The 20,132-nt window shown below is 65.9% G+C and carries 25 protein-coding genes; 12 read left to right on the top strand and 13 right to left on the bottom strand.

From position 1 onward, the window contains the following. Window positions 1-196: 196 nt before the first annotated feature. Complete coding sequence (locus ACQPZ2_RS10515) at window positions 197-1,696, bottom strand: MFS transporter (RefSeq protein WP_433525363.1); 1,500 nt, start codon at window positions 1,694-1,696, stop codon at window positions 197-199. 116 nt (window positions 1,697-1,812) lie between these two features. Here ACQPZ2_RS10515 and ACQPZ2_RS10510 point away from each other — a divergent pair, with 116 nt between their 5' ends. Both ACQPZ2_RS10510 and ACQPZ2_RS10505 read left to right on the top strand, forming a co-directional pair. Continuing rightward, on the top strand, window positions 1,813-2,487 hold the full coding sequence (locus ACQPZ2_RS10510) for a TetR/AcrR family transcriptional regulator (protein ID WP_433525362.1): 675 nt from the start codon (window positions 1,813-1,815) through the stop codon (window positions 2,485-2,487). Window positions 2,488-2,548: 61 nt separating this feature from the next. After that, window positions 2,549-3,844 (top strand): D-arabinono-1,4-lactone oxidase, encoded by a 1,296-nt coding sequence (locus ACQPZ2_RS10505; RefSeq protein WP_433525361.1) that lies wholly within the window; start codon window positions 2,549-2,551, stop codon window positions 3,842-3,844. A gap of 67 nt (window positions 3,845-3,911) precedes the next feature. Here the strand turns inward: ACQPZ2_RS10505 and ACQPZ2_RS10500 are convergent, their stop codons facing one another. Next, window positions 3,912-4,658 (bottom strand): SIR2 family NAD-dependent protein deacylase, encoded by a 747-nt coding sequence (locus ACQPZ2_RS10500; protein WP_433525360.1) that lies wholly within the window; start codon window positions 4,656-4,658, stop codon window positions 3,912-3,914. Between the two features lie 123 nt (window positions 4,659-4,781). Between ACQPZ2_RS10500 and ACQPZ2_RS10495 the strand changes: the two genes are divergently transcribed. From ACQPZ2_RS10495 to ACQPZ2_RS10485, 3 genes are all read left to right on the top strand, one after another. Continuing rightward, window positions 4,782-5,687, top strand: a complete 906-nt coding sequence (locus ACQPZ2_RS10495) for an oxygenase MpaB family protein (RefSeq protein ID WP_433525359.1) — start codon at window positions 4,782-4,784, stop codon at window positions 5,685-5,687. Between the two features lie 317 nt (window positions 5,688-6,004). Next, entirely contained in the window at window positions 6,005-6,418 is a 414-nt protein-coding gene (locus tag ACQPZ2_RS10490) for an arsenate reductase ArsC (RefSeq protein ID WP_433525358.1), read from the top strand. A gap of 48 nt (window positions 6,419-6,466) precedes the next feature. Then, on the top strand, window positions 6,467-6,856 hold the full coding sequence (locus tag ACQPZ2_RS10485) for a VOC family protein (RefSeq protein WP_063041471.1): 390 nt from the start codon (window positions 6,467-6,469) through the stop codon (window positions 6,854-6,856). A gap of 7 nt (window positions 6,857-6,863) precedes the next feature. Here the strand turns inward: ACQPZ2_RS10485 and ACQPZ2_RS10480 are convergent, their stop codons facing one another. Together ACQPZ2_RS10480 and ACQPZ2_RS10475 are read right to left on the bottom strand one after the other, a co-directional pair. Continuing rightward, window positions 6,864-7,574 carry a helix-turn-helix domain-containing protein gene (locus tag ACQPZ2_RS10480; RefSeq protein ID WP_433525357.1) on the bottom strand — a complete coding sequence of 237 codons (711 nt, stop codon included), beginning with the start codon at window positions 7,572-7,574 and terminating at the stop codon, window positions 6,864-6,866. A 10-nt stretch (window positions 7,575-7,584) separates the two neighbouring features. After that, on the bottom strand, window positions 7,585-8,595 hold the full coding sequence (locus ACQPZ2_RS10475) for an alpha/beta fold hydrolase (RefSeq protein ID WP_433525356.1): 1,011 nt from the start codon (window positions 8,593-8,595) through the stop codon (window positions 7,585-7,587). Between ACQPZ2_RS10475 and ACQPZ2_RS10470 the strand changes: the two genes are divergently transcribed. Then, window positions 8,582-9,226 carry a winged helix-turn-helix transcriptional regulator gene (locus tag ACQPZ2_RS10470; protein WP_433525355.1) on the top strand — a complete coding sequence of 215 codons (645 nt, stop codon included), beginning with the start codon at window positions 8,582-8,584 and terminating at the stop codon, window positions 9,224-9,226. The genes ACQPZ2_RS10475 and ACQPZ2_RS10470 overlap by 14 nt on opposite strands. Before the next feature lie 33 nt (window positions 9,227-9,259). Here the strand turns inward: ACQPZ2_RS10470 and ACQPZ2_RS10465 are convergent, their stop codons facing one another. Continuing rightward, entirely contained in the window at window positions 9,260-9,742 is a 483-nt protein-coding gene (locus ACQPZ2_RS10465; RefSeq protein WP_433525354.1) for a hypothetical protein, read from the bottom strand. A gap of 134 nt (window positions 9,743-9,876) precedes the next feature. Here ACQPZ2_RS10465 and ACQPZ2_RS10460 point away from each other — a divergent pair, with 134 nt between their 5' ends. Together ACQPZ2_RS10460 and ACQPZ2_RS10455 are read left to right on the top strand one after the other, a co-directional pair. After that, complete coding sequence (locus ACQPZ2_RS10460; RefSeq protein WP_433525353.1) at window positions 9,877-10,308, top strand: dienelactone hydrolase family protein; 432 nt, start codon at window positions 9,877-9,879, stop codon at window positions 10,306-10,308. Between the two features lie 132 nt (window positions 10,309-10,440). Continuing rightward, window positions 10,441-10,983, top strand: coding sequence for a thioredoxin family protein (locus tag ACQPZ2_RS10455; RefSeq protein ID WP_433525352.1), 543 nt, complete (start codon window positions 10,441-10,443; stop codon window positions 10,981-10,983). On the opposite strand, the gene ACQPZ2_RS10450 is transcribed toward ACQPZ2_RS10455, so the two are convergent. Continuing rightward, complete coding sequence (locus ACQPZ2_RS10450; RefSeq protein ID WP_174415132.1) at window positions 10,980-11,270, bottom strand: hypothetical protein; 291 nt, start codon at window positions 11,268-11,270, stop codon at window positions 10,980-10,982. The two genes, ACQPZ2_RS10455 and ACQPZ2_RS10450, sit on opposite strands and share 4 nt — an antisense overlap. 113 nt (window positions 11,271-11,383) lie before the next feature. Beyond that, entirely contained in the window at window positions 11,384-12,544 is a 1,161-nt protein-coding gene (locus ACQPZ2_RS10445) for an MFS transporter (RefSeq protein ID WP_433525351.1), read from the bottom strand. A gap of 82 nt (window positions 12,545-12,626) precedes the next feature. Between ACQPZ2_RS10445 and ACQPZ2_RS10440 the strand changes: the two genes are divergently transcribed. Then, window positions 12,627-13,070 (top strand): MarR family winged helix-turn-helix transcriptional regulator, encoded by a 444-nt coding sequence (locus ACQPZ2_RS10440; RefSeq protein WP_433525350.1) that lies wholly within the window; start codon window positions 12,627-12,629, stop codon window positions 13,068-13,070. A 27-nt stretch (window positions 13,071-13,097) separates the two neighbouring features. Then, on the top strand, window positions 13,098-13,700 hold the full coding sequence (locus ACQPZ2_RS10435) for a TetR/AcrR family transcriptional regulator (protein ID WP_433525349.1): 603 nt from the start codon (window positions 13,098-13,100) through the stop codon (window positions 13,698-13,700). Window positions 13,701-13,703: 3 nt separating this feature from the next. Here ACQPZ2_RS10435 and ACQPZ2_RS10430 read toward each other — a convergent pair whose 3' ends face one another. From ACQPZ2_RS10430 to ACQPZ2_RS10420, 3 genes are all read right to left on the bottom strand, one after another. Then, window positions 13,704-14,069, bottom strand: a complete 366-nt coding sequence (locus tag ACQPZ2_RS10430) for an META domain-containing protein (RefSeq protein WP_433525348.1) — start codon at window positions 14,067-14,069, stop codon at window positions 13,704-13,706. A gap of 95 nt (window positions 14,070-14,164) precedes the next feature. After that, window positions 14,165-14,878, bottom strand: a complete 714-nt coding sequence (locus ACQPZ2_RS10425) for a helix-turn-helix domain-containing protein (RefSeq protein WP_433525347.1) — start codon at window positions 14,876-14,878, stop codon at window positions 14,165-14,167. A 98-nt stretch (window positions 14,879-14,976) separates the two neighbouring features. Then, on the bottom strand, window positions 14,977-15,885 hold the full coding sequence (locus tag ACQPZ2_RS10420; protein WP_433525346.1) for an NADP-dependent oxidoreductase: 909 nt from the start codon (window positions 15,883-15,885) through the stop codon (window positions 14,977-14,979). Window positions 15,886-16,133: 248 nt separating this feature from the next. Between ACQPZ2_RS10420 and ACQPZ2_RS10415 the strand changes: the two genes are divergently transcribed. Next, window positions 16,134-17,054, top strand: a complete 921-nt coding sequence (locus ACQPZ2_RS10415) for a Rieske 2Fe-2S domain-containing protein (RefSeq protein ID WP_433525345.1) — start codon at window positions 16,134-16,136, stop codon at window positions 17,052-17,054. Here the strand turns inward: ACQPZ2_RS10415 and ACQPZ2_RS10410 are convergent, their stop codons facing one another. The 3 genes from ACQPZ2_RS10410 to ACQPZ2_RS10400 form a co-directional block, all read right to left on the bottom strand. Then, a complete protein-coding gene (locus ACQPZ2_RS10410) occupies window positions 17,055-17,963 on the bottom strand; it encodes an EamA family transporter (protein ID WP_433525344.1) in 909 nt (302 codons plus the stop codon). Window positions 17,964-18,002: 39 nt separating this feature from the next. Further along, on the bottom strand, window positions 18,003-19,271 hold the full coding sequence (locus ACQPZ2_RS10405) for a glycosyltransferase 87 family protein (RefSeq protein WP_433525343.1): 1,269 nt from the start codon (window positions 19,269-19,271) through the stop codon (window positions 18,003-18,005). Between the two features lie 107 nt (window positions 19,272-19,378). Beyond that, entirely contained in the window at window positions 19,379-19,774 is a 396-nt protein-coding gene (locus ACQPZ2_RS10400) for an ankyrin repeat domain-containing protein (RefSeq protein ID WP_040694299.1), read from the bottom strand. Between the two features lie 111 nt (window positions 19,775-19,885). Between ACQPZ2_RS10400 and ACQPZ2_RS10395 the strand changes: the two genes are divergently transcribed. Further along, window positions 19,886-20,083 carry a hypothetical protein gene (locus ACQPZ2_RS10395; RefSeq protein ID WP_084508582.1) on the top strand — a complete coding sequence of 66 codons (198 nt, stop codon included), beginning with the start codon at window positions 19,886-19,888 and terminating at the stop codon, window positions 20,081-20,083. The last annotated feature ends 49 nt before the right edge of the window (window positions 20,084-20,132 follow it).

Here is a 20,132-nt window from a genome sequence, read left to right as displayed (position 1 = left end):
CAATCAGTAACAACGCTCCCCGACTCAGGAGACCACCACGGAGCGAGTCTTACGAGCGACGTTCGCGGCCCGGCTCGCGTCCGACCGATCGAAGCGCATGCGACGAAGTCGCGAGTCTCGATCGGTCGGACGCGAGCCACCAGGGGGCCGCGAACACGCAGCGCCGCAGGCGCTGCAATTCGAACACCGAACAGATTCAGTGCACGATTACCGGTTCGCCTTCCGACGGGGCCGGAACCGTATTCGGCATCAGGAACGCGGTGATCACCGCACCGGCCACGAAAATCGCGGTGGCCCACCAGAAGCTGGTCGTGTAGCTCTCGATCTGGGCCTGTGCCACGGCCAGCGGACCCGGCGTATGTGACGACAGGTAGTCCGTCGCGGCCGAGGCGGCGATGGTGCTCAGCAGCGCCGTACCGATCGAACCGCCGACCTGCTGGCTGGTGTTGATCATCGCCGAGGCGACACCGGCGTCCTCGTGGTGCACACCGGCCGTCGCACCCTGGAAGGCGGTCGACATCGCACCACCGAGGCCGAGCCCCATCAGGATCAGGGCGGGCAGGATATTCCCGACATAGCTGCTGTCCAAGCTGATCTGGGTCAGCCATGCCATGCCGACCGCGGCGACCAGGAAGCCGCCGGCGACCACCTTTTTCGGACCGACCTTCGGCAGCAGCAGCGAGGGCACCGTGGTCGAGGAGATGACCATGCCCGCCACCATCGGCAGGAACGCCAGACCGGTCTTGATCGGCGAGTACCCCATGCTCAGCTGCATGTAGTAGGTCAGGAACAGGAAGATCGCGAACATTCCGATGCCCATGACGAACACCGTCAGGAACGAACCGCCGCGAGTGCGGTCCAGCACGATGCGCGGCGGCAGCAGCGGATTCGCGACCCGGGTCTCGATCCACACGAACACCGCGAGCAGGGCCGCGCCACCGATCAGGAAACCGAGGGTGACCGGGTTGCCCCAACTGGTCGACTCGGCGTGCGAGAACCCGTAGACGATGCCGAACAGTGCGGCAGTCACCACGACGGTGCCGGGGATGTCGAGCTTGGGCCGCTCGGCGACCACATGCTTGGCCAGCAGCAGCACCGCGCCGACCAGCGCGACCGCCGCGAAGCCGAGGTTCACGAACATCACCCAGCGCCATGAGGCCCATTCGGTGAGCATGCCGCCGAGCAACAGACCGATGGCGCCACCCGCACCGGCGACGGCACCGAAGATGCCGAAGGCCTTGGCGCGTTCACCCGGTTCGGTGAAGGTCACCGTGAGCAGCGACAGCGCGGCGGGCGCGAGCAACGCACCGAAGACGCCCTGTCCGACGCGGGCGGCGACCAGCATTTCGAAGCTGGTGGCCGCGCCGCCGACCGCGGAGGCGACGGCGAATCCGATCAGGCCGATAATGAAGGTGTTACGTCGGCCGAACAGGTCACTGAGTCGGCCACCGAGCAGCAACAGGCTGCCGAAGGCCAGGGCGTAACCGGTGACGACCCACTGCCGATCGCCATCGCTGAAACCGAGGTCCTGTTGCGCTGCGGGCAGCGCGATATTCACAACGGTCGCGTCGAGCACAACCATGAGCTGAGCCACGCCGAGTACGGCGAGCACCCACCAGCGCAGGGCGTGCGAGCCGCGGCGGCCCGAGTCAGTTTCCTCGGGGGCGGGTGCCCCACGGTCCAACGTGGTAGTCATGTGTCCCCTTTGCTCGAGGCTTGATCCGGAGGAGGTTCCTCCGCTTAATGAGATAAGCTAACACAATAACGGAGATATCTCCTCCACTTAATCCCGCTTATTGCTAGGATGTGCCTGTGAATCCCGCCACTACCGTGCCTCCACCTCGGCGCCTACGCGCCGACGCTGCCCGCAATCAGCAGCGCATCGTCGAGGCGGCCCGCCAGCTCTTCGCCGATCACGGTCTGGAGATCACCCTCGATGACGTGGCCGAACGCGCCGGAGTCGGCGTCGGCACCGTCTACCGGCGCTTCGCCAACAAGAAGGAATTGATCGCCGAGGTCTTCGAACAGAACGTCGGCGAATTCGCGGTCGCCGCCGAGACCGCGGCCAAGCATCCCGACCCCTGGCTGGGACTGGTCCAGTTCTTCGAGTACGCCTGCACCCATCTGGCTACCAATCGCGGCTTCAGCGAGGTGATGCTCGAACTCGAGGAGGATCTGGAGCGCTTCGCCCAGTTGCGCGACCGGATCAAGCCGACCATCGCCGCGGTCATCGATCGCGCGCGCGAGGCCGGCGCACTTCAGCCCGATATCGAGCCCTCGGACTTCTTCGCGCTGATCCACATGGTCGACGCGCTCGCCGAGTTCTCCAAGCCGGTGAATCCGAACACCTGGCAGCGTTATATGGCCATCGCCCTCAACGGCGTACGCAGCGATGACGCGCCGCGCCGGCCCCTACCGGCGCCCCCCTTGACGGACGAGGAAGTCGAACAGGCCAAGTCGTTCGCCTGCGCTGGCCGCAAGCGCTAGCGCTAGCGCAAAAACCGGACATATCTAGCGCGCATCTGAGCCAGCCCTTACAGTTGGACGTATGACCAACTCGTGGGGGAACTGGGCCGGGGATCAGCAGTGCACGCCAGCCGCCGTCGTCGCCCCGCGAAATACCGAGGAACTGGCCGAGATCATCGGCCGCGCCGCCACCACCGGACAGACGGTACGCGTCGCCGGTGCGGGTCATTCGTTCACCGATGCCGTACTCACCGACGGCATCCTGCTCGACCTGGCGAAACTGAACCGCATCCGCAACGTGGACCGGGAGACCGGCCGCGTTCGAGTCGAGGCGGGCATCACCCTCAATGCCGCGAGCAATGCACTGCATCCGCTCGGACTGGCCTTCCCCAATCTCGGCGATATCGACGTGCAGACCATCGCGGGCGCGACCGCCACCGCCACCCACGGCACCGGTGCGACGCTGCAAAACCTCTCGGCCGCTCTGCAATCCATCGAACTGGTGCTCGCCGACGGCAGCCGAGTCGAGTTGAACGAGGATTCCGATCCGGACGGCTGGCGCGCGGCGCGGGTCAGCGTCGGGGCACTCGGCGTGATCAGTGCGGTCACCCTGCAGTTGGTGCCGTCGTTCGTGCTGGAGGGAATCGAGCGGCCGGTGCCGGTCGAGGAGGTCCTCGCGGATCTGGACGCCTATGTCGACGGCAACCAGCATTTCGAGTTCTACATGTTCGGCCACAGCCCGCTGGCGATGACCAAGCGCAATAACCCCGTCGACCTGCCGGAACAGCCGCGCGGCCGGGCCGCCGACTGGTTCGCCGACATCCTGATGTCCAACTACGCATTCGACGCGCTGTGCCGACTCGGTAAGCGCCGGCCGCAGCTGGTGCCGTGGATCCATCGGGGCGCGGCGTATGCGGGTAGTTACCGCCGCCAGGTCGACCGCTCCTATCGAGTCTTCGCCTCGCCCCGGCTGATTCGCTTCACCGAGATGGAATACGCGATCCCGCGCGAACATTCCGCCGCCGCCATCCGCGAGATCAAGGAACTCGCGACGCGGTTCGATACGCCGATGCCGATCGAGGTGCGCTGGGTCGCCCCCGATGACGCGTTCCTGTCCCCCGCCGGTGGCCGCGACACCTGCTACATCGCCGTGCACCAGTACCGCGGCATGGACTTCGAACCGTATTTCCGTGCCTGCGAAGCGGTTTTCGACAAGTACGACGGCCGCCCGCACTGGGGCAAGCGCCACTTCCAGACCGCCGAAACACTGCGGGCGCGTTATCCAGACTGGGATCACTTCGCCGAAGTGCGCCGCCGCTTCGATCCCAAGGGCCGCTTCGCCAACGCATACGTCGAGCGGGTACTCGGCTGCGTCTGATTTGCAGCGCCTGCGGCGCTGCGTGTTCGCTCGTAAGACTCGCTCCGTGGTGGCCGAGTCGCATGGGTCAGCTTGCGAGCATCTCGGCGACCAGGCGCGGTAGGGCCGTGCCGATGGGTTCGCGGACGACCTCGGTGGCGATGCCGTCGTAGGGCGTCGGTTCGGCATTGACGATGACCAGATCCGCGCCGCTGTCGACGGCGATCGCGCACATCGATGCCGCGGGCTCCACCTGCAGCGAGGATCCGATGGCCAGGAAGATATCGCTGGCCTCGGCGGTCAGCGCGGCCTTGGTCATGGTGCGGCGATCCATCTGCTGACCGAACATGATGGTCGCGGATTTCAGGATGCCGCCGCAGGCCGGACACGGCGGATCCGCCTCGCCCGCCGCCACCCGGGCCAGCGTGGCCGCCATGCTCGTCTGGTATTCGCAACCGACACAGACGACTTCGAACATATTGCCGTGGATTTCGATCACCCGGCCGGGTGAGGATCCGGCGCGCTGGTGCAGCCGGTCGATGTTCTGGGTGATGATCGTGATGGTGCGTCCGGCGCGCTCCAGGTCGGCCAGTGCGGCGTGCGCGGCATTGGGTTGGGCCTGCCAGGCCGGATTGTCGCGGCGGGCCAGCCAGGACCGCTTGCGCAGCGCAGGATCGGCGAGGTAGGCGTCGTAGGTCGACAACAGTTCGGCGATGGGGTCTTTCGTCCATACGCCGCGGGGGCCACGGAAGTCGGGAATGCCGGAATCGGTGGAGATGCCCGCGCCGGTGAGCACACCGATCCGCCCGTCCCGTTTGCGCCAATCGCTCGTCACATCGATTCAGCCTAGGGGGCTGCATTATCGGTGCCCAGGGCGCGCGGTCGACAAGCCAAGTTCATGAGAGATTGTTACACTAAGTCTCTCAAACTCTTGGATGGTTGATCAAAGGAGATCGCAATGACCGCCGCCGCATTCGATGCCGATTCACGGACCGCACCGGAGCGCCGCCCGTTCGCACCGGGTACTCGAATGTGGGACGAAACCGGCCTGATCACCTTCTCCCTCACCGCCGGCTCGGCATTTCTGCTGCAGACCATGGAACCGACCATCGCCGCGGTGGTCGACGAACACTCCACCTTCCGCACCGATCCGCTCGGACGCGCGGTGCGCAGCATCGGTTCGGTGATGATGTGGATCTACGGCGGCGACGAGGCGATCGCCGAGGCGGATCGCCTGCGCAAGATGCACGCCTCGCTCAACACCACCACGCCAGATGGTGTCCGGCACAAGGCGCTGGCCTCCGCTCCGTGGGCCTGGGTGCTGCACACCGGCACCTTCGCCTTCACCGAGAACGCCGAATACTTCGCCCGCCGCCCGCTGACCCCGGCCGAGAAGGACGCGTACTACCAGGAAACGGTGCAGCTCATGCGCAATTTCATGGTGGCGCCCAAGGAGATTCCGGCGAACTACGCCGAATTCGAGAAATTCTTCACCGATATTGTCGAGAACCACCTGCAGGAGACCGGTACCGCGCACGACTACCTACGGGTGATCCAGTCGATCGCGCCGCCGAGGCAACTGCCGCGCGCATTGCGCCCCGCCTGGAAGCGCGTGCTCGCGCCGGTCGGCCGGCTGCAGTATTTCGTCACCGTCGGCACCACCCCGGAGGCGGCCCGGCGCAAGCTCGGCCTGACGTGGTCGGAGTCCGATGAGCGCAAGCTGAAGGCGTTGGGCTGGTTCATCGCCCGCACGGTTCCGCTGCTGCCGGAGCGGGTGCGCTACTTCCCGATCGCTTACGAGGCGCGGCGGCTCGAGCGCGATCGCGCGCGTCTGCGCAAGGTCATCGATCTGCGTCCCATGTGACGCCTCGCGCGCGTCCACGGCCCGCGGTTGCCGCTCCGGCACCGCGGGCCGCGCTGTATCCAGGCAAAATGTCGATTTCCTGACCGACCGGTTTCTTCTCGGTCGATATCCCGCGTGCGGCAACAACTCTCGAGCGACCGGCCTCGAGATGCCTTGGCGGACAAAGTCGCCCCCCTCGTCGCGAAACATCTTCCACCCGTCCTGGTATACGTATCACGCACCCTACGACGCAGACCCGGTGCAGCCCGACAATCCCGACATTGCGCCCAGAACCACGGCACCGCTCCGATTCACCAGCCTGAAAGGTACTCCCGCACATGGCTCACAAGCCCAGCGTGCTGTTCGTCTGTGTCCACAATGCGGGCCGGTCGCAAATGGCCGCCGGATTCCTCGATGCGCTCGCCGGCGACCGCATCGATGTGCACTCCGCCGGGAGCGCGCCCGCCGACGTCATCAATCCGGCCGCCGTCGCGGTCATGGCCGAACTCGGCATCGATATCTCGACGCATGCGCCGAAGCTGCTGACTGTGGACGCGGTGGCCATGTCCGATGTGGTCGTCACCATGGGCTGCGGTGATGCGTGCCCGTTCTTCCCCGGTATCAGCTACCGCGACTGGATGCTGTCCGATGCGACCGGCGAGGACATCGCCATCGTTCGCTCGATCCGCGACCGGATCCGCATCCTGGTGGAAAACCTGATCGCGGAACTGATCCCGGCCACCGCCTGCTGAGTCCGATTTGTTCAAGACGCCTGCCGAAGTGCCGCATACGCTGCGGATATGACTCCACAACTCAATGTCATCGGCATTGTCGTCAGCGATATGGCCGCCTCGCTCGCCTTCTATCGGCGCCTGGGTCTCGAGTTCCCGGCGGCGGACGACGGGCATATGGAGGCACCGCTGCCCGGCGGTATGCGCCTGACGCTGGATACCGAGGCCGTGATCAAGTCGTTCCACTCCGGCTGGCAGCCGCCGAGGTCCGCGGGGCGACTCGGCCTGGCCTTCCAGTGCGCGGATCCCGCCGAGGTCGACGCGGTCTACAGCGAACTCATCGATGCCGGATACCGCGGCGAACTGAAGCCATGGGATGCCTTCTGGGGCCAGCGCTACGCGACGATCCTGGACCCGGACGGCAATAGCGTCGATCTGTACGCCCCGCTGTCGGATTGAGCCGACGCTAGGAGCGGATGAGCAACTCGCTCAACGGCATACCCGCCAGTTCGCGCACATCGCGCGCGAGATGGGCCTGATCGGCGAATCCGGTACGAAATGCGGTGTCCGCGAGCGGTACTCCGCTGCGGGCCACCGCGAGCGCCCGCTGCAGCCGCAGGATGCGCGCCAATGTCTTCGGCCCGTAGCCGAAGGCCGCGAGCGAGCGTCGATGCAACACCCGCGCACCGAGACCCACGACCTCGGCCGTCGCCGCGACCGACCACCCGGCGTCCAGCGCATCGACGATCCGCCGCAGTACCGGGTCGGGCGGTTCGGTGTCGTAGGCCCGCCGCATCGCGAGCGCCTCCAATGCGGCGGTCTGATCCGCTGCCGCCCCGACCTGTTCCGCGAGTCGCCGAGCCGCCGCCGCGGGCCACAGATCCGCCAACTCCACCCGTTTATCGCGCAATTCGTGCGCGGGCACCCCGAGCAGTGCGGGCGCGCTGCCCGGTGCGAATCGAATCCCGACCCATCGAGTGCCCGTCACACCATCGGCCATATACGCCCGGGTATCCGGCCCGGCCACCAGCAACCTGCCATTGCTCCACAGCAGATCCATACATCCGTCCGGCAACACCGGTAAGGCCGCGGCCCCGGTGACATTGGTATTCGTCCACACCACGGCGCCCGGGAGCCGCGACGGCCGCTCCCGGTATCCCGGCACTACCTCTGCCACGAATCCGAGGCTACCCGCGCCACTTCGCGCCTCCGTCGAGGAAGGTCAGCAGCCGGTCGGCCAGCCACTGCGGCCGCTCCTCAGGCACGAAGTGACCGCAGTCCGGGATCCGTTCCAGCCGCATGTCGTCGGCGTAGTCGCGATAGCTGTCCGGGACGCCCTCGGCGAGCGGATCGCAGGCACCGTTGAGGTGCAGGGTCGGCACCCGCAGGCGCATCATGCGGTAGTGCCGTGCGAAATGCGGTACCTCGTGCAACAACACATTGCGATTGAAGTCGATGGTCGCCGCATGCGCGCTCGGTGTGCACATCCGGGACAGGTAGACCGCGGCCTCCGCATCGCTGAAGCGCCCCTGGTGCCGCCATGCGCGCAGACTCCGCTTTGTCAGCGCGGTTTGCAGTGCGGACGAACGCCCGAGCGCGGCAAGTGCGTAGATGTGCCAAGGCTTGGTGAATACCGCGGGCCGCACCCCATCGATGGTCCACGGATGCACACCGGCCAGCGCGACGAACTGGTCGAACCGCTCCGGCCAGTTCAGGCAGGCTCGATAGCCGACGACCAGGCCCCAATCACGGCCGACCACCCGCGCCCGATCCACCTCCAACCGATCCAGCAATTCGACGAGATCGCGTGCCAGTCGCTCGAAGCTGTAGCCGTCATCGGATCCTTCGGACCACCCGAGGCCGCGAATATCCGGACAGATCACCCGATACCGCTGCGCGAGCGGTGCGATCACGTGCCGCCACTCCCACCAGTGCTGCGGCCAGCCGTGCAACAGGATGAGCGGTGCACCCGCGCCCGCCTCGGCGTAGTGGATGCGCAGGCCGTCGATCTGGACGAAGTGGTGGCGCACGTCAGCCGGGATATCGGCGGAAAGTGCGGTGAGTTCGGCGGAATTCGTCAGCGATGTGATCACGGGTCTCTCCTGAGTTCGACCAACCCCCGACTCGACGCTAACATAAGATTTAGAAGTAAGTACACCATGAATTCGAACTAGGAAGATGGCGATGGCGCGGCGCACCTACAACCAGTACTGCGGACTGTCCCGCAGCCTCGATCTCGTCGGCGAACGCTGGACGCTGCTGATCATCCGCGAACTCATGGCTGGCCCGAAGCGCTACACCGACCTCGCCGACGCACTCGACGGCATCGGCACCAGCCTGCTCGCCGCGCGCATCAAACAGCTCGACGACGACGGCCTGATCAGCCGGACCACACTGCCGCCACCGGCGGCGTCGCAGGTGTACGAACTCACCCCGGCCGGTCGGGAACTCGCGGCAGCGCTTGTCCCCCTTGCCATGTGGGGCATGCGGCACCATTTCGACGAACCGCGACGTCCCGAGGAGAGCTACCGCGCCGAATGGACGCTCGTCTTCCTCGCGACACTGATCGACCCGCCCGCCGATATGCGGGCGACGATCCAATTCCACATCGACGGTTCCGCCGCGGCCATCGTCATCGGTGACGGACGAGCCACGGTGACCCCCGGCGAACTCGGCAATGCCGACGCCACCGTCACGACCGACCTGCACACGCTGGGTCGTCTCGGCACGCGCCAACTCGATCCGGCGGATGTGGTCGACCGCGTACACGTCACGGGCGATGCCGAACTCGCCTTGCGCCTAATGGGTTTGGTGATCGGTCACCGATGAATTCCGGCGGCCGCGTCACAGCGTCACAGCGGTTCAGTGCGGGGTGATGCCGCGCGGTACGACCCGGATCAGGTGATCGTCGCCCGCGGCGATTTTCGAATCCGGATCCTTACATCCGACGGTTACCTCGGCACCGGCGGGTGAGGAAAAGGTCCACAGCGTCATCCACTCTTTTCCGCCGATTGTTTCCTGTTTTTTCGTATTGGTGGAACGGAGGTCTTCGTTGCGGCCGGTGCTGTCGGTCACCGTGCAGCGTAGGCTTCCGCTCGCCGCGCCCCAGTCGACGGGCACCTTGATATCCATTACGGCATCCGCGGGAATCGGTACTTTCTTGGTCTCCCCCAGCGGAATTCGCACGTCGTCGCCCGGCTCCTCGTTTTCGATCGGCGTCGCAGCCACCGAACTCGTTTCCGATGGTGCGGACGAACTCGACGCGGCAGTCGTGGACTTGTCGTCGGTGCATCCCGCCACGGCAACGGCAAGTGCCGCCGTCGCCGTCATCCAGATCAGTTTCACAGGTCAACCTCTCTTCGACAGAGCATGACTACAACTTCCAGATGGACGCAGACTACATGGCGCGAAAATCGACAATTTGTTCGCAAATAAGAGGACTCGGCGGATATCGAAAATCGCCGATAGCGTCATATGCCATGACGGTGCCCGTCGCATTCAGCGCCCTCGATGTCCGCACCGCCGACGGCAATGCCGACGCCTACCCGACCAGACCCGATGACGGCGCCGCCCATCCCGGCGTGCTGTTCAATATGGACGCCTACGGCCTGCGGCCCTGGCTGCGCGAAATGATGCAAGCCATCGCGGCCGACGGCTACACCGTGCTGGCGGGTATTACCGCCGAATTGTTGATAGCCCATGCGAGCCAAGATGATTCGATACCCCGGGAGCAGATCACCCGTTTGGAAAAGGCACTCGACGCCGCGGACGCCCGCTATGCCTCGGTGGTTTACCCGAATACCCGCCACGGTTTCACCAGGCGCGACACCCCGGTCTTCGATCAGGTGGCCTACGACCGCCACCTCACCGATCTGCTAGACCTGCTGCACCGGTCGTTCCCCAGCCCGTGACGAGAAGGGCAAGCGTATCGGCCCGAGCCCGGCGAGCGGATCTGCGTCGTCCTGTGCGGGACCGATACCGATCCGGCGCATCTGGCGCGGTAAAGCGCACTACGCTCGATATCGACTCGGAGGAGGCACACCATGTCGGTTCAATCCCTGATGGTCCCGATCGGAACGCCCGCGCCGGACTTCAGCCTGCCCGACCTCGACGGTCAGCTGCACGCCCGCGCCGACTATGCGGACGGGCCCGGACTACTGGTCATCTTCGCCTGCAACCACTGTCCGTATGTGCGGCACCTCGAGTCGAAGCTCGGCGAGGTGGTCGGCACGCTGACCATCCCGACGGTGGCGATCTGCACCAACGACGCCGACGCCTACCCGGATGACGCACCGGAGCACCTGCGGGTCCAAGCCGATCGGGCCGGTTGGAAATTCCCGTACCTGATCGACGAAACACAGCAGGTCGGTCGAGCCTTCCGGGCCGCGTGCACGCCGGACTTCTTCCTCTACGACGCACGCCTCCAACTCGCCTACCGCGGCGCATTCGACGAATCCACCCCGGGCAACGGTAAACCGCTGACCGGCAACGAATTACGCGCCGCGGTCGAGGCGGTACGCACCGGAGCCCCCGTGCCCGAGCCACATCGGCCGAGCATGGGTTGCTCCATCAAATGGCGTGCTTAGGTGCCGATCACGGCATTCATGATGGTCCCCGCGCTGGTCGCGACGACACCGCCGATCATGGCTCCCGCCACCATCTTCGGCGATTGCAGGCCGCCGCCGGACCACTTCTCCCAGGCGAACCGACCGCCCGCGTAGGTGATGGCGGTAATGCCCGCCAGCAGGATGAACCAGGTGAAATAGCGCACCATCTGCAGGATCTTGTCCGCGAGGGGCGGCGCCTCAGGTGTCGGGTTGCCGAGTTGGGCCAGGACTGCTCCATACGTGTCATGTGCCGCGGCGAGAATCATGCTCACAGTCGTACCCCTCTTCTGATATCGGCGACGCTGGTAAGCGCCTAGCCAGATAATAGCGGCTCGACTCGAGACAGATTGTGCAGCAACCGGATTCAACGACATACCGGTCAGCTGGATTCCAACACGGGTTTGCGATCACGCCGCAGCATGTACAGCGCCATCGCCGAACCCGATACCGTGAGGACAGCGGCTATCGCATAGATCGAACGCAATCCCGGTCCGTCATCGATGGCCCAGCCACCGATGCGGCCCGCGCATGCGGCGGCGAGTTGGAATCCGGAGGCATTGACCGCGACCGCCAGTGTGGGTGCCGCGCCCGCCGCGGTCACGACCCGGGTCTGCATACCGGGAATGATCGCGAAGGCCAGCACACCCAGCACGAAAATCAGTGCCACCGTGATCAATTGAATTTCGGCGACGCCCCAGAGCACCACCAGCGTGCCCGCCAGGGCCGCGAGCAGACCCGCCAGCGATGGCATCGGCGCCCTATCGGCCAGCCGTCCACCGAGATAGTTGCCGAGCACCGCGCCCACGCCGTACACCAGCAGCAGCACGGGCACCACACCTGTCGCGAAGCCGCTCACCTCGGTGAGCAGCGGGGTGAAGTACGTAAAGACCGTCACTACACCGACATTGCCGAGCGCGGTGAGCGCGATCGCCAATTGCACACGGCGATCGGCGAATACGCGCAGCTCCCCGCGCACCGATCCGCTCGACGGCGCGCCCATGGTCGGCAGGAAACGCAGCACGAGCAGCAGCGCGACGGCCGCGCACACCGCGACCGACACGAATGTCGCACGCCAGCCGAAGGTTTGGCTGACGGCCGCGCCGATCGGAGTGCCGCCGACAATGCCCAGGTTCATGCCGAGCGCCACCTGCGCCACCGCCGATGCCTCGCGGCCGGGTTCGGCCGTCGAGACGACCGTCGCGATGGCGACGGCGAAAAACGTTGCCACCACGAGTCCTGCGGCGAATCTGGCCAGCAGCACGGTCGAATAGTTCGGTGCGAGAGCCGAACCCAGATTCGCGACGACCGCCACCGCGACCAAACCGACCACGAGCGGTTTACGCGGCAGCCGCGCCGTCGCCACGGTCACCACCGGCCCGCCGACGATCATGCCGAGCGCATAGGCGCTCACCAGCAGACCCGCCGCGGGCACCGACACCGCGAGCCCAGCCGCCACCTCGGGCAGGATTCCGGCGATTACGAATTCACCGGTGGTCAGGCTGAAGACCACCAGCATGAGCGCAAAGACAGCAGGGCGCATACATCCACTCCCAGATAGTTACAATTCAAATGATTTGAACTAGAACTATCATAGTTCGAAGCATGACACTAGACTCGACGGCATGAAGGAGCAGGCGCCACCGAATCTCGCCGTGGATACCGAGATCGATCGCGATGTCTGCAAGCTGGTGCATCAGTTCACTCACCGCCTCGACGTGCACGTTCGCCGCGTCGCCGAGGCGTTGGATATGACGCCGTCGCAGGTGATCGCCCTGCGCGAGTTGTCGGATCCGATTACCGCGCGCGAATTGGCCACCAGAATGTCGTGCGAGCCGTCGAATGCGACGTTCGTGCTGGACCGCCTCGAGCAGCAGGATCTGGTTCGGCGGCAACCACATCCGACCGATCGCCGCGCCAAACAGATCGTGCTGACGGCCGCAGGGGAGCGGCGGCGCGCCGAGGCGCTCGACCTGCTCGGGGCGCAGTCGCCACTGACATCGCTCACCGCCGCACAGCAGCAGACCCTGCGCGATCTGCTGCAGGCGATGGTGGCGCCGATTGTCTAACTATACGACCGGACGTACTCTTTAGCTATGACGACGGAGGACAAGCGCCTACTGCGCGGTGCACGGAGTCGCCAGCTCGTGCTGCGCCAAGCGGTCGACACCGCATCCCTCGACGGTCTCGAGGGTTTGAGCTTCGGCAAGCTGGCGACTGATACCGGGCTCAGCAAGGCGGGTGTGCAGACCCTGTTCAAGACCAAGGAGACGCTGCAACTCGCGGCGGTCGATTTCGGCCGCGATATGTTCATCGATGCCGTCATTCGTCCCGCCCGCGCGCAACCGCATGGGGTGCGACGACTTCGCGCCCTGATCGAATGCTGGATCGTCTACGCGCAGACACCACTGTTCGCGGGCGGCTGCCTGCGGGTCGCGAATATGGCGGAGTTCGACAGCCGTCCCGGTCCGGTGCGCGATGCGCTGGTCCGCGAGCAGCGAGAGTGGGTGGGGACCATCGCACGCGAACTCCGGCATGCCGTCGATGCGGGCGAAATCGTCGATCTGGATATCGATCTCGCCGCCTTCCAGATCGACGCCGTCCTCTGTGCCGCCAATACCGCACTGCGCCTCGGCGAAGTCGATGCGGTGCCCAAGGTCCGCCGAGTTGTCGAAAGCTTCCTCATCCCGGCGACGTAGGTATCAGGGGCAGTCAGCGGTCTGCTGCAGCTCGATCCTGATCCGGTCGTCGCTGAGGATGAGGGTGCCGTCGCCGGTGGTGGTCCATGTCGGTGCGAGGAGCAGGAATTCGGTGAGCCAGGAGTCCTGGTCGGCGAATTCCGGCGGATAGGACAGCACGGTGGAGAACGGGGATCGGGTTTTCAGAACGCCGCTGTCGGCATCCACCTCGAACAGCACGGTATTGGCGCCCGCGTGTGCGGACAGGCGGCGGGTCTCGTCGACGAACCACAGGGTGATCCGGGTGCCGCGGAGCAGGAATCGTGGTCGGCCATTCTCGGTGACGGATGAGGAGACGTAGCGGTGGCCCCAGAGATCTGAGTCTTGCATCGGTGGATCGGCCCTTACTCGCGGCGTTCGACAGCCCATCTATCCTGATTCCCGGGCCGAGCGGGCAGAACGGCCCGGTCCACTGAACGAACCGATCAGCGAAGATTCTTCTCGATTTCGCGGGCGGTATGTGCGACCAGGCCGGGCAGATTCGGCGGAAACTGTTGGGACAGCGAGATACAGCCGATCGCGGCCGCATCGCATATCCCCGGTTGACGGATTGCCGCTGCGGCACAACAGATCCCGGCGATCAGCTTGTGATGGTCGACGGAAACCATTCCCGCATCGACGATTCCGGAGCAGACACGCTGCCATTCGGCGGCCGAATAGGTCGGCGGCGGGACGGTATTGTCGGCTCGTCCCGCGAAAAGCACCTGCGCCAACGCGGTGCGATAGACCAACTCCGGATCGGCGCTGGTGTTGAGGAAGAACTCGGCGCCTTTGATCCCGGAAACCATCCGAACCTCGTCCGCGTCGAGAATGCACACCGCGACAGTCGAATTCGTCAAGGCGGACAATACCCTGGCGGGCCGTTGCGCGGCCCGGCGCAGAATCGGCGCGGCCTGCCAATGCCGCCCGAGCTCGGCCATCCGCTCGCCGACGAAATACCGCTGCTCCACGCGCTGCACGGCGCCCAGCGCCACCAACTGCTCGGCCAACCGATATGCGGTGGCCTTCGCCAATCCGGTGGTGCGTGCCAGTTGCGACAGTCCACAGCCCTCCGGTGCCGCCGAAATGGCCTCCAATATCTGGAAACCGGCGTCGAGCACACCGCGGCTCGTTCCGTCAGCCGATGGGCTACCGACCATCGCGCCCGTCCTCCTCCTTGCCGCGGCTCCTATCGGCACACGGCAAGAAAAGATGGTACGCCGGTTGTCGTTCGCAACAAGGCGTTCCGGACCCGGGGTCAGCTCACGTTGAGGACGACCTTGCCTGGGCCACGCCCCATTTCGCTCTCCTCCTGGGCAGCTGCTGCCCGCTCGAGCAGGAAGGTCCGCGCCTCGCCCGGCAGCCGGAACGCACCGCTGGCGACGCGTTCGGCGACCTGCTCCAGCAGTTCGGTAGGCCGCTCGGGACCGCTGCCCGCGAGGAAGGTGATGCCGAGTTCGCGAGCCGCCGGATCGACGATCGTCACGATCCGGTCGGTGCCGCCGCGCAATTCGATGGCGGCGGGCAGCACACCGTATCCGGCCGCGTCGAAGACCGCATCGATGCCGTTCGGCGCGAGTTCGCGGACGCGCTCGACCAGACCGGCGCCGTAGGTGGTCGGGGTGGCGCCGAGTTCGCGCACAATATCCTGATTGGCCGCGGAAGCGGTGCCGATCACGGTGACGCCCTCGGCCACGGCCAGCTGCACCGCCATCGACCCGACCGCACCGGACGCACCATTGATCAGCAGCGTTTCGCCCGGTTGTATTTTCAGTGCCGCCAATGACTTCTCCGCCGCGGACACCGCGACCGGGAGCGATGCGGCATCCGGCCAGGACAATTCCTCGGGTTTCTTCGCGACGGCATTGCTGAGGGTGTACTCCGCGTACGCCGCGACCGCCCAGCCCAGTACCTCATCGCCGACGGCGACATCGGTGACATCCGGGCCAACCGCATCGACCACCCCCGCGATCTCACCACCCGGATACTGCGGGAACACCGGTTCGCCGAAAGACAGTGCGCCGGAACGGATCTTCCAATCCACCGGATTCACCGCGGTGGTCCGCACCGCGACTCGGACATGCCCCGGGCCCGGTTCCGGGATCGGGATGTCGACGATCTGCAGTACGTCCGGACCGCCGAATTCGTAGAACGCAATCGCCCGCATCGTCCCAGCCTACGGGTCGAACCGCGCGCTGACGGGTAGCGCCGCCAGGCTTTCTCAGGAGAGTCTCATCGAACACCCACCCTTGGTCTCAGAACCGTTGCGTTCAATGGCCGATGGCTGCCCCGTCCGGTCCCAGTCTCACCCGGGCGGCAGGCAGCGCCAACTTCGGCAAGAATCCGAAACGACCTCGAACCTAATCGGCGGCTATCTCGTAACTCCTACTACAACGAGCCGACAACGCCGAGGTCATGATGAGCGTCGAACACGTCAACCGTCGAACAATCGTCATCGGAGCAGGGGCCGCGGCAGTTGTCGCGGCCTGTTCCACGAGCGAAAGCTCGTCGACGCAGGTCACCTCCACCACCTCCACCGCGGTACCGACGACGACATCGAGTTCCGTTGCCGCCGAACCGCCGCCGCCCCCGGCCGAGGTGCCAGCCGGGCCGGAACCCACCCCCGGCACCGCACTCGCCCGCACCTCCGACGTGCCGATCGGGTCCGGGGTGTTACTCGGCGATACCGTCGTCACCCAGCCGAGTCCCGGCAATTACCAAGCTTTTTCGGTGATCTGCACGCATGCGGGCTGCGCGGTCGGCACGATCAGCGGCGGCACCATCAATTGCCCTTGTCACGGCAGCAGATTCAATCTCGACGGCTCCGTCGCAACGGGTCCGGCCACCCGACCGCTCGCCGCGCGGACCATCTCGGTACAGGGCGAATGGATCGTCGCAGGCGCATTCGCAGCGCTACCCGCCGCACGGCAAGAGGTCCAGGAGCAACCCGCACCGGCACCGCAGGTCGAGGAGGGCGCACCGGAGAACGCCATCGCCCGCGCCTCCGACGTACCGGTCGGCTCCGGGCTCATCCTCGGCGACACCGTGGTGACCCAACCGAATCCCGGTAATTACCAGGGCTTCTCGGTGATCTGCACACATCAGGGCTGTGCCCTCAACGAAATCGCGGGCGGCACCATCAACTGTCCTTGTCACGGAAGCAAATTCAATCTCGACGGATCCGTGGCGACCGGTCCGGCAAATGAACCGCTGTCGCGCCGCGAGGTATCGGTACAGGGCGACTGGATCGTCGCGGGCGCACCGGCGACACCGCCGGTGATCAAGCCGTGGTGGTGCGAGATCCCGATCTTCGCGCCGGGTAGTGCGGACTGCTGACTACTTCCGCCGTGCAGTTCGGGTGGCTCCGATGGAGGCCGCCACCACACAGATGACGCCAACCCATTGCGCCGCGTGCATGATCTGGCCGAGGACGATCAGCCCGGCGAGTGCGGCGGCCGCCGGTTCCAGGCTCATCAGCACGCCGAAGACGCGCGGTGGAATGCGCCGCAGCGCTTCGAGTTCCACGGAATACGGCAGCACCGACGACAGCATCGCGACCGCGAAACCGGCTGCGAGGACCGAGGGCTGGAACAATGTGGCGCCCGCGTCGGCAATGCCGACCGGGACCATGAGCACACCGCCGAAGGCCATCGCAATGGCCAATCCCCCACCGCCGCTGGTCCGGTCACCGAGTGCGGCACTCAGCAGAATGTAGCTCGCCCACAGCGCCCCCGCGGCCAGCGCGAACAGCACACCCGACCAGCCCACATCGCCGCCCGCCTTGGTCAGCAGCAGTACGCCGCCACCGGCGAGTACGGCCCACACCGGATCGGTCCAGCGCCGCGAGCCGGCCAGTGCGACGGTGAGCGGCCCCAAGAATTCGAGGGTGACCGCCATACCGAGCGGAATCCGGTCGATGGCCTGGTAGAAGCACAGATTCATGGATGCGAGCACGGTGCCGTAGCCGAGCACCACCGGCAGCGCGCGCCGCTCGATCCGCAGCGCGGACCGCCAGACGACCAGCAGCACCACCCCGGCGAAGAACAGGCGCAACGTGACCGCACCCGCGGCCCCGGTGGCGGTGAACAGCTGCTTGGCCAGCGCCGCGCCGACTTGCACGCTGATGATCCCGATCAGCACCAATGCCGTCGGCGGCACCCCGCCGAGCCCGCGCGCGTGCACCGCACGCAGGGGCGTCAGCGGCCACGCCGACTTCGGATTCCGTTCGATATCGATCGCGACCACGCAGCGCCTCCGTCCAAAATCCCAGCATCCCAGAAACTGTCAGGCCGCCGGGCGAGGACCTGCCAGATCGACGAGATCGGTATCCTTCGGCGCGGAATCGCGTTCGCTCGCTTGCGACTTCGCCCGCTTGCCGGCAACGAGATACGCAACGACCAGCAACACGCTCAACCACACGTAGGTGTTCCCCCACAGGTGTTGCCAAGGCGTCCAAGCCAATTCACGGCGATTATCGCCCGGCAGCCAGTTCTGCGGCCCGTACACGAATGCCGCCGCGGTGAGGACGATCGCCACATACCAGCCGATCGCCCGACCGCGTGGCAGTGTGGTCGCGTAACAGACCATCGCGAACAGCGCGGGCGCGATCATCACCCAGTGATGCGACCAGGAGATCGGCGATACCAGCAGCGTGAAGACGGCGTTGATCGACAGTGCGAGCGCTGGCACCTCGGCGGCCTGCCGCATGGCCGGGACCACCAGCGCGAGCAGCGCCGCACTCAGCACCAGCCACAGCACGGTGAACAGCGGCTTCTCCACGCCGAATCGGGCGAGCACGGCCTGGATCGACTGGTTGGTGTGGAAGGAGGAACCGCTGAGTCCAGAGACATTGCCGAGGCCGCCGAACCAGTAGTTGACCGATTCCTTGGGCAGGATCGCGAAGCTGAGCGCGGTCGCGACCGCGCCGGTGATCGCGGCTGTCACCGCAGCGCGATAATCCCGGCGCACCAGGAAGTAGAGCACGAACGCGGCCGGTGTCAGCTTGATCGCGGCGGCGACGCCGACCAGCATGCCGCGCCGCCATTTCGGCTTCGCGGTGAGCGCGTCCGCGGCCACCAGCACCATCAGCAACAGGTTCACCTGTCCGAAGTCCAGCGTGGAGCGCACCGGCTCCAGCAACATGGCCAGCGGTGTCGCGCAGGAGGTGGCGAGCAGCGCGAGTTGCAACGCGCCGCGCTCGGGCCAGCGGCGCCGCGCGACCAGATACAGCGTGACGGCCAGCGCGAGCGTCGAGGAGATGAAGAAGGTGAAGGCCGCGGCATCCCATGGCAGCAGCGCGAACGGGCTCAGCACCAGTGCGGCGAACGGCGGATAGATGAACGGCAGTCCGATGCCGATCGTGGTCTGCGGCAACTGGCCGTACATATCCGCGCCGTCGCGCAGAGCCTCGATACCGAGCCGGTAGACCTGCAGGTCGATGAACCCACCGGTGATCCGGTGAAAGGGCCACAGCGGCGCCATCAGGCACCAGGTGGCGAAGGCGACGAGCAGCACCGGCACCAGCCACACCGCGCGCCCGAATCGTCGGTTCACGGGCTTCGACCTATCTGGGGTGGTGACACTACTCATCCGCGGCGACTATACCGACCCGCACGAACGCAGCCGAATCCGCGTTCTTGCTCATGGCAATCGGTCAACGCTCAGGACGCCCCGAACAAGCCGAGCAGATCGTTCTTGCCGAACATGGCGGCAGCGGCCCGCGCGGACGGTGTCCCGGCATCCGGATCAGCACCGGCGGCGAGCAGGGCTCGCAGGATCTCGGTCTCGCCTTTGAAGACCGCACCGGCCAGCGGGGTCTGCCCCTTGTCATTGGCTCGATTCGGGTCGGCATCCCGCGCGAGCAGCACTTGGACGGCGTCCTGATGACCGTGGTAGGCGGCCAGCATGAGCAGCGTGTCGCCGTTGTCGTTGGTGAGGTTCACCGGGACACCGGCATCGAGGTACGCCGTGAGCCGCTCGGCATCGCCGTGCCGAGCCAGATCGAAGATCTTGGTGGCGAGTTCGATCAGGTCCGGGTCCGTCTCGTCATTGCCCATCTGCCAGTCCTACCACTCGAGATGCGCCGGAGACGGCAGTTGTCACGGAATGATTCGGCCTGTCGCGGTCGATAACAGTTTCATAACTCGCCGAGCGGGTACCCCATGAACATGACAGTGACGCACAAGCGATTTCACCGCCCCGCCGGTGTCGATCGCGGAACCGCGCTGCTGGCCTCGGCAACCTGCCTGATTTTCGTGGCCGGCATCGCCACCATCACCCGTTCCTTCCCGACCAGCGCGGCGGCCGCCGGATGCATCGCGGCCGGACTCGCCGTGACACTCGGCATCCTCCCGCACAGTCGTTAGCCGATCCACCAGAACGTCGACTCCACTGCCCGATACGGCAGGCTTACTG

It is taken from the genome of Nocardia pseudovaccinii (genome assembly GCF_050942345.1).
GTDB lineage: Bacteria > Actinomycetota > Actinomycetes > Mycobacteriales > Mycobacteriaceae > Nocardia > Nocardia pseudovaccinii.
This window is presented reverse-complemented; position numbering and strand designations above follow the sequence as displayed.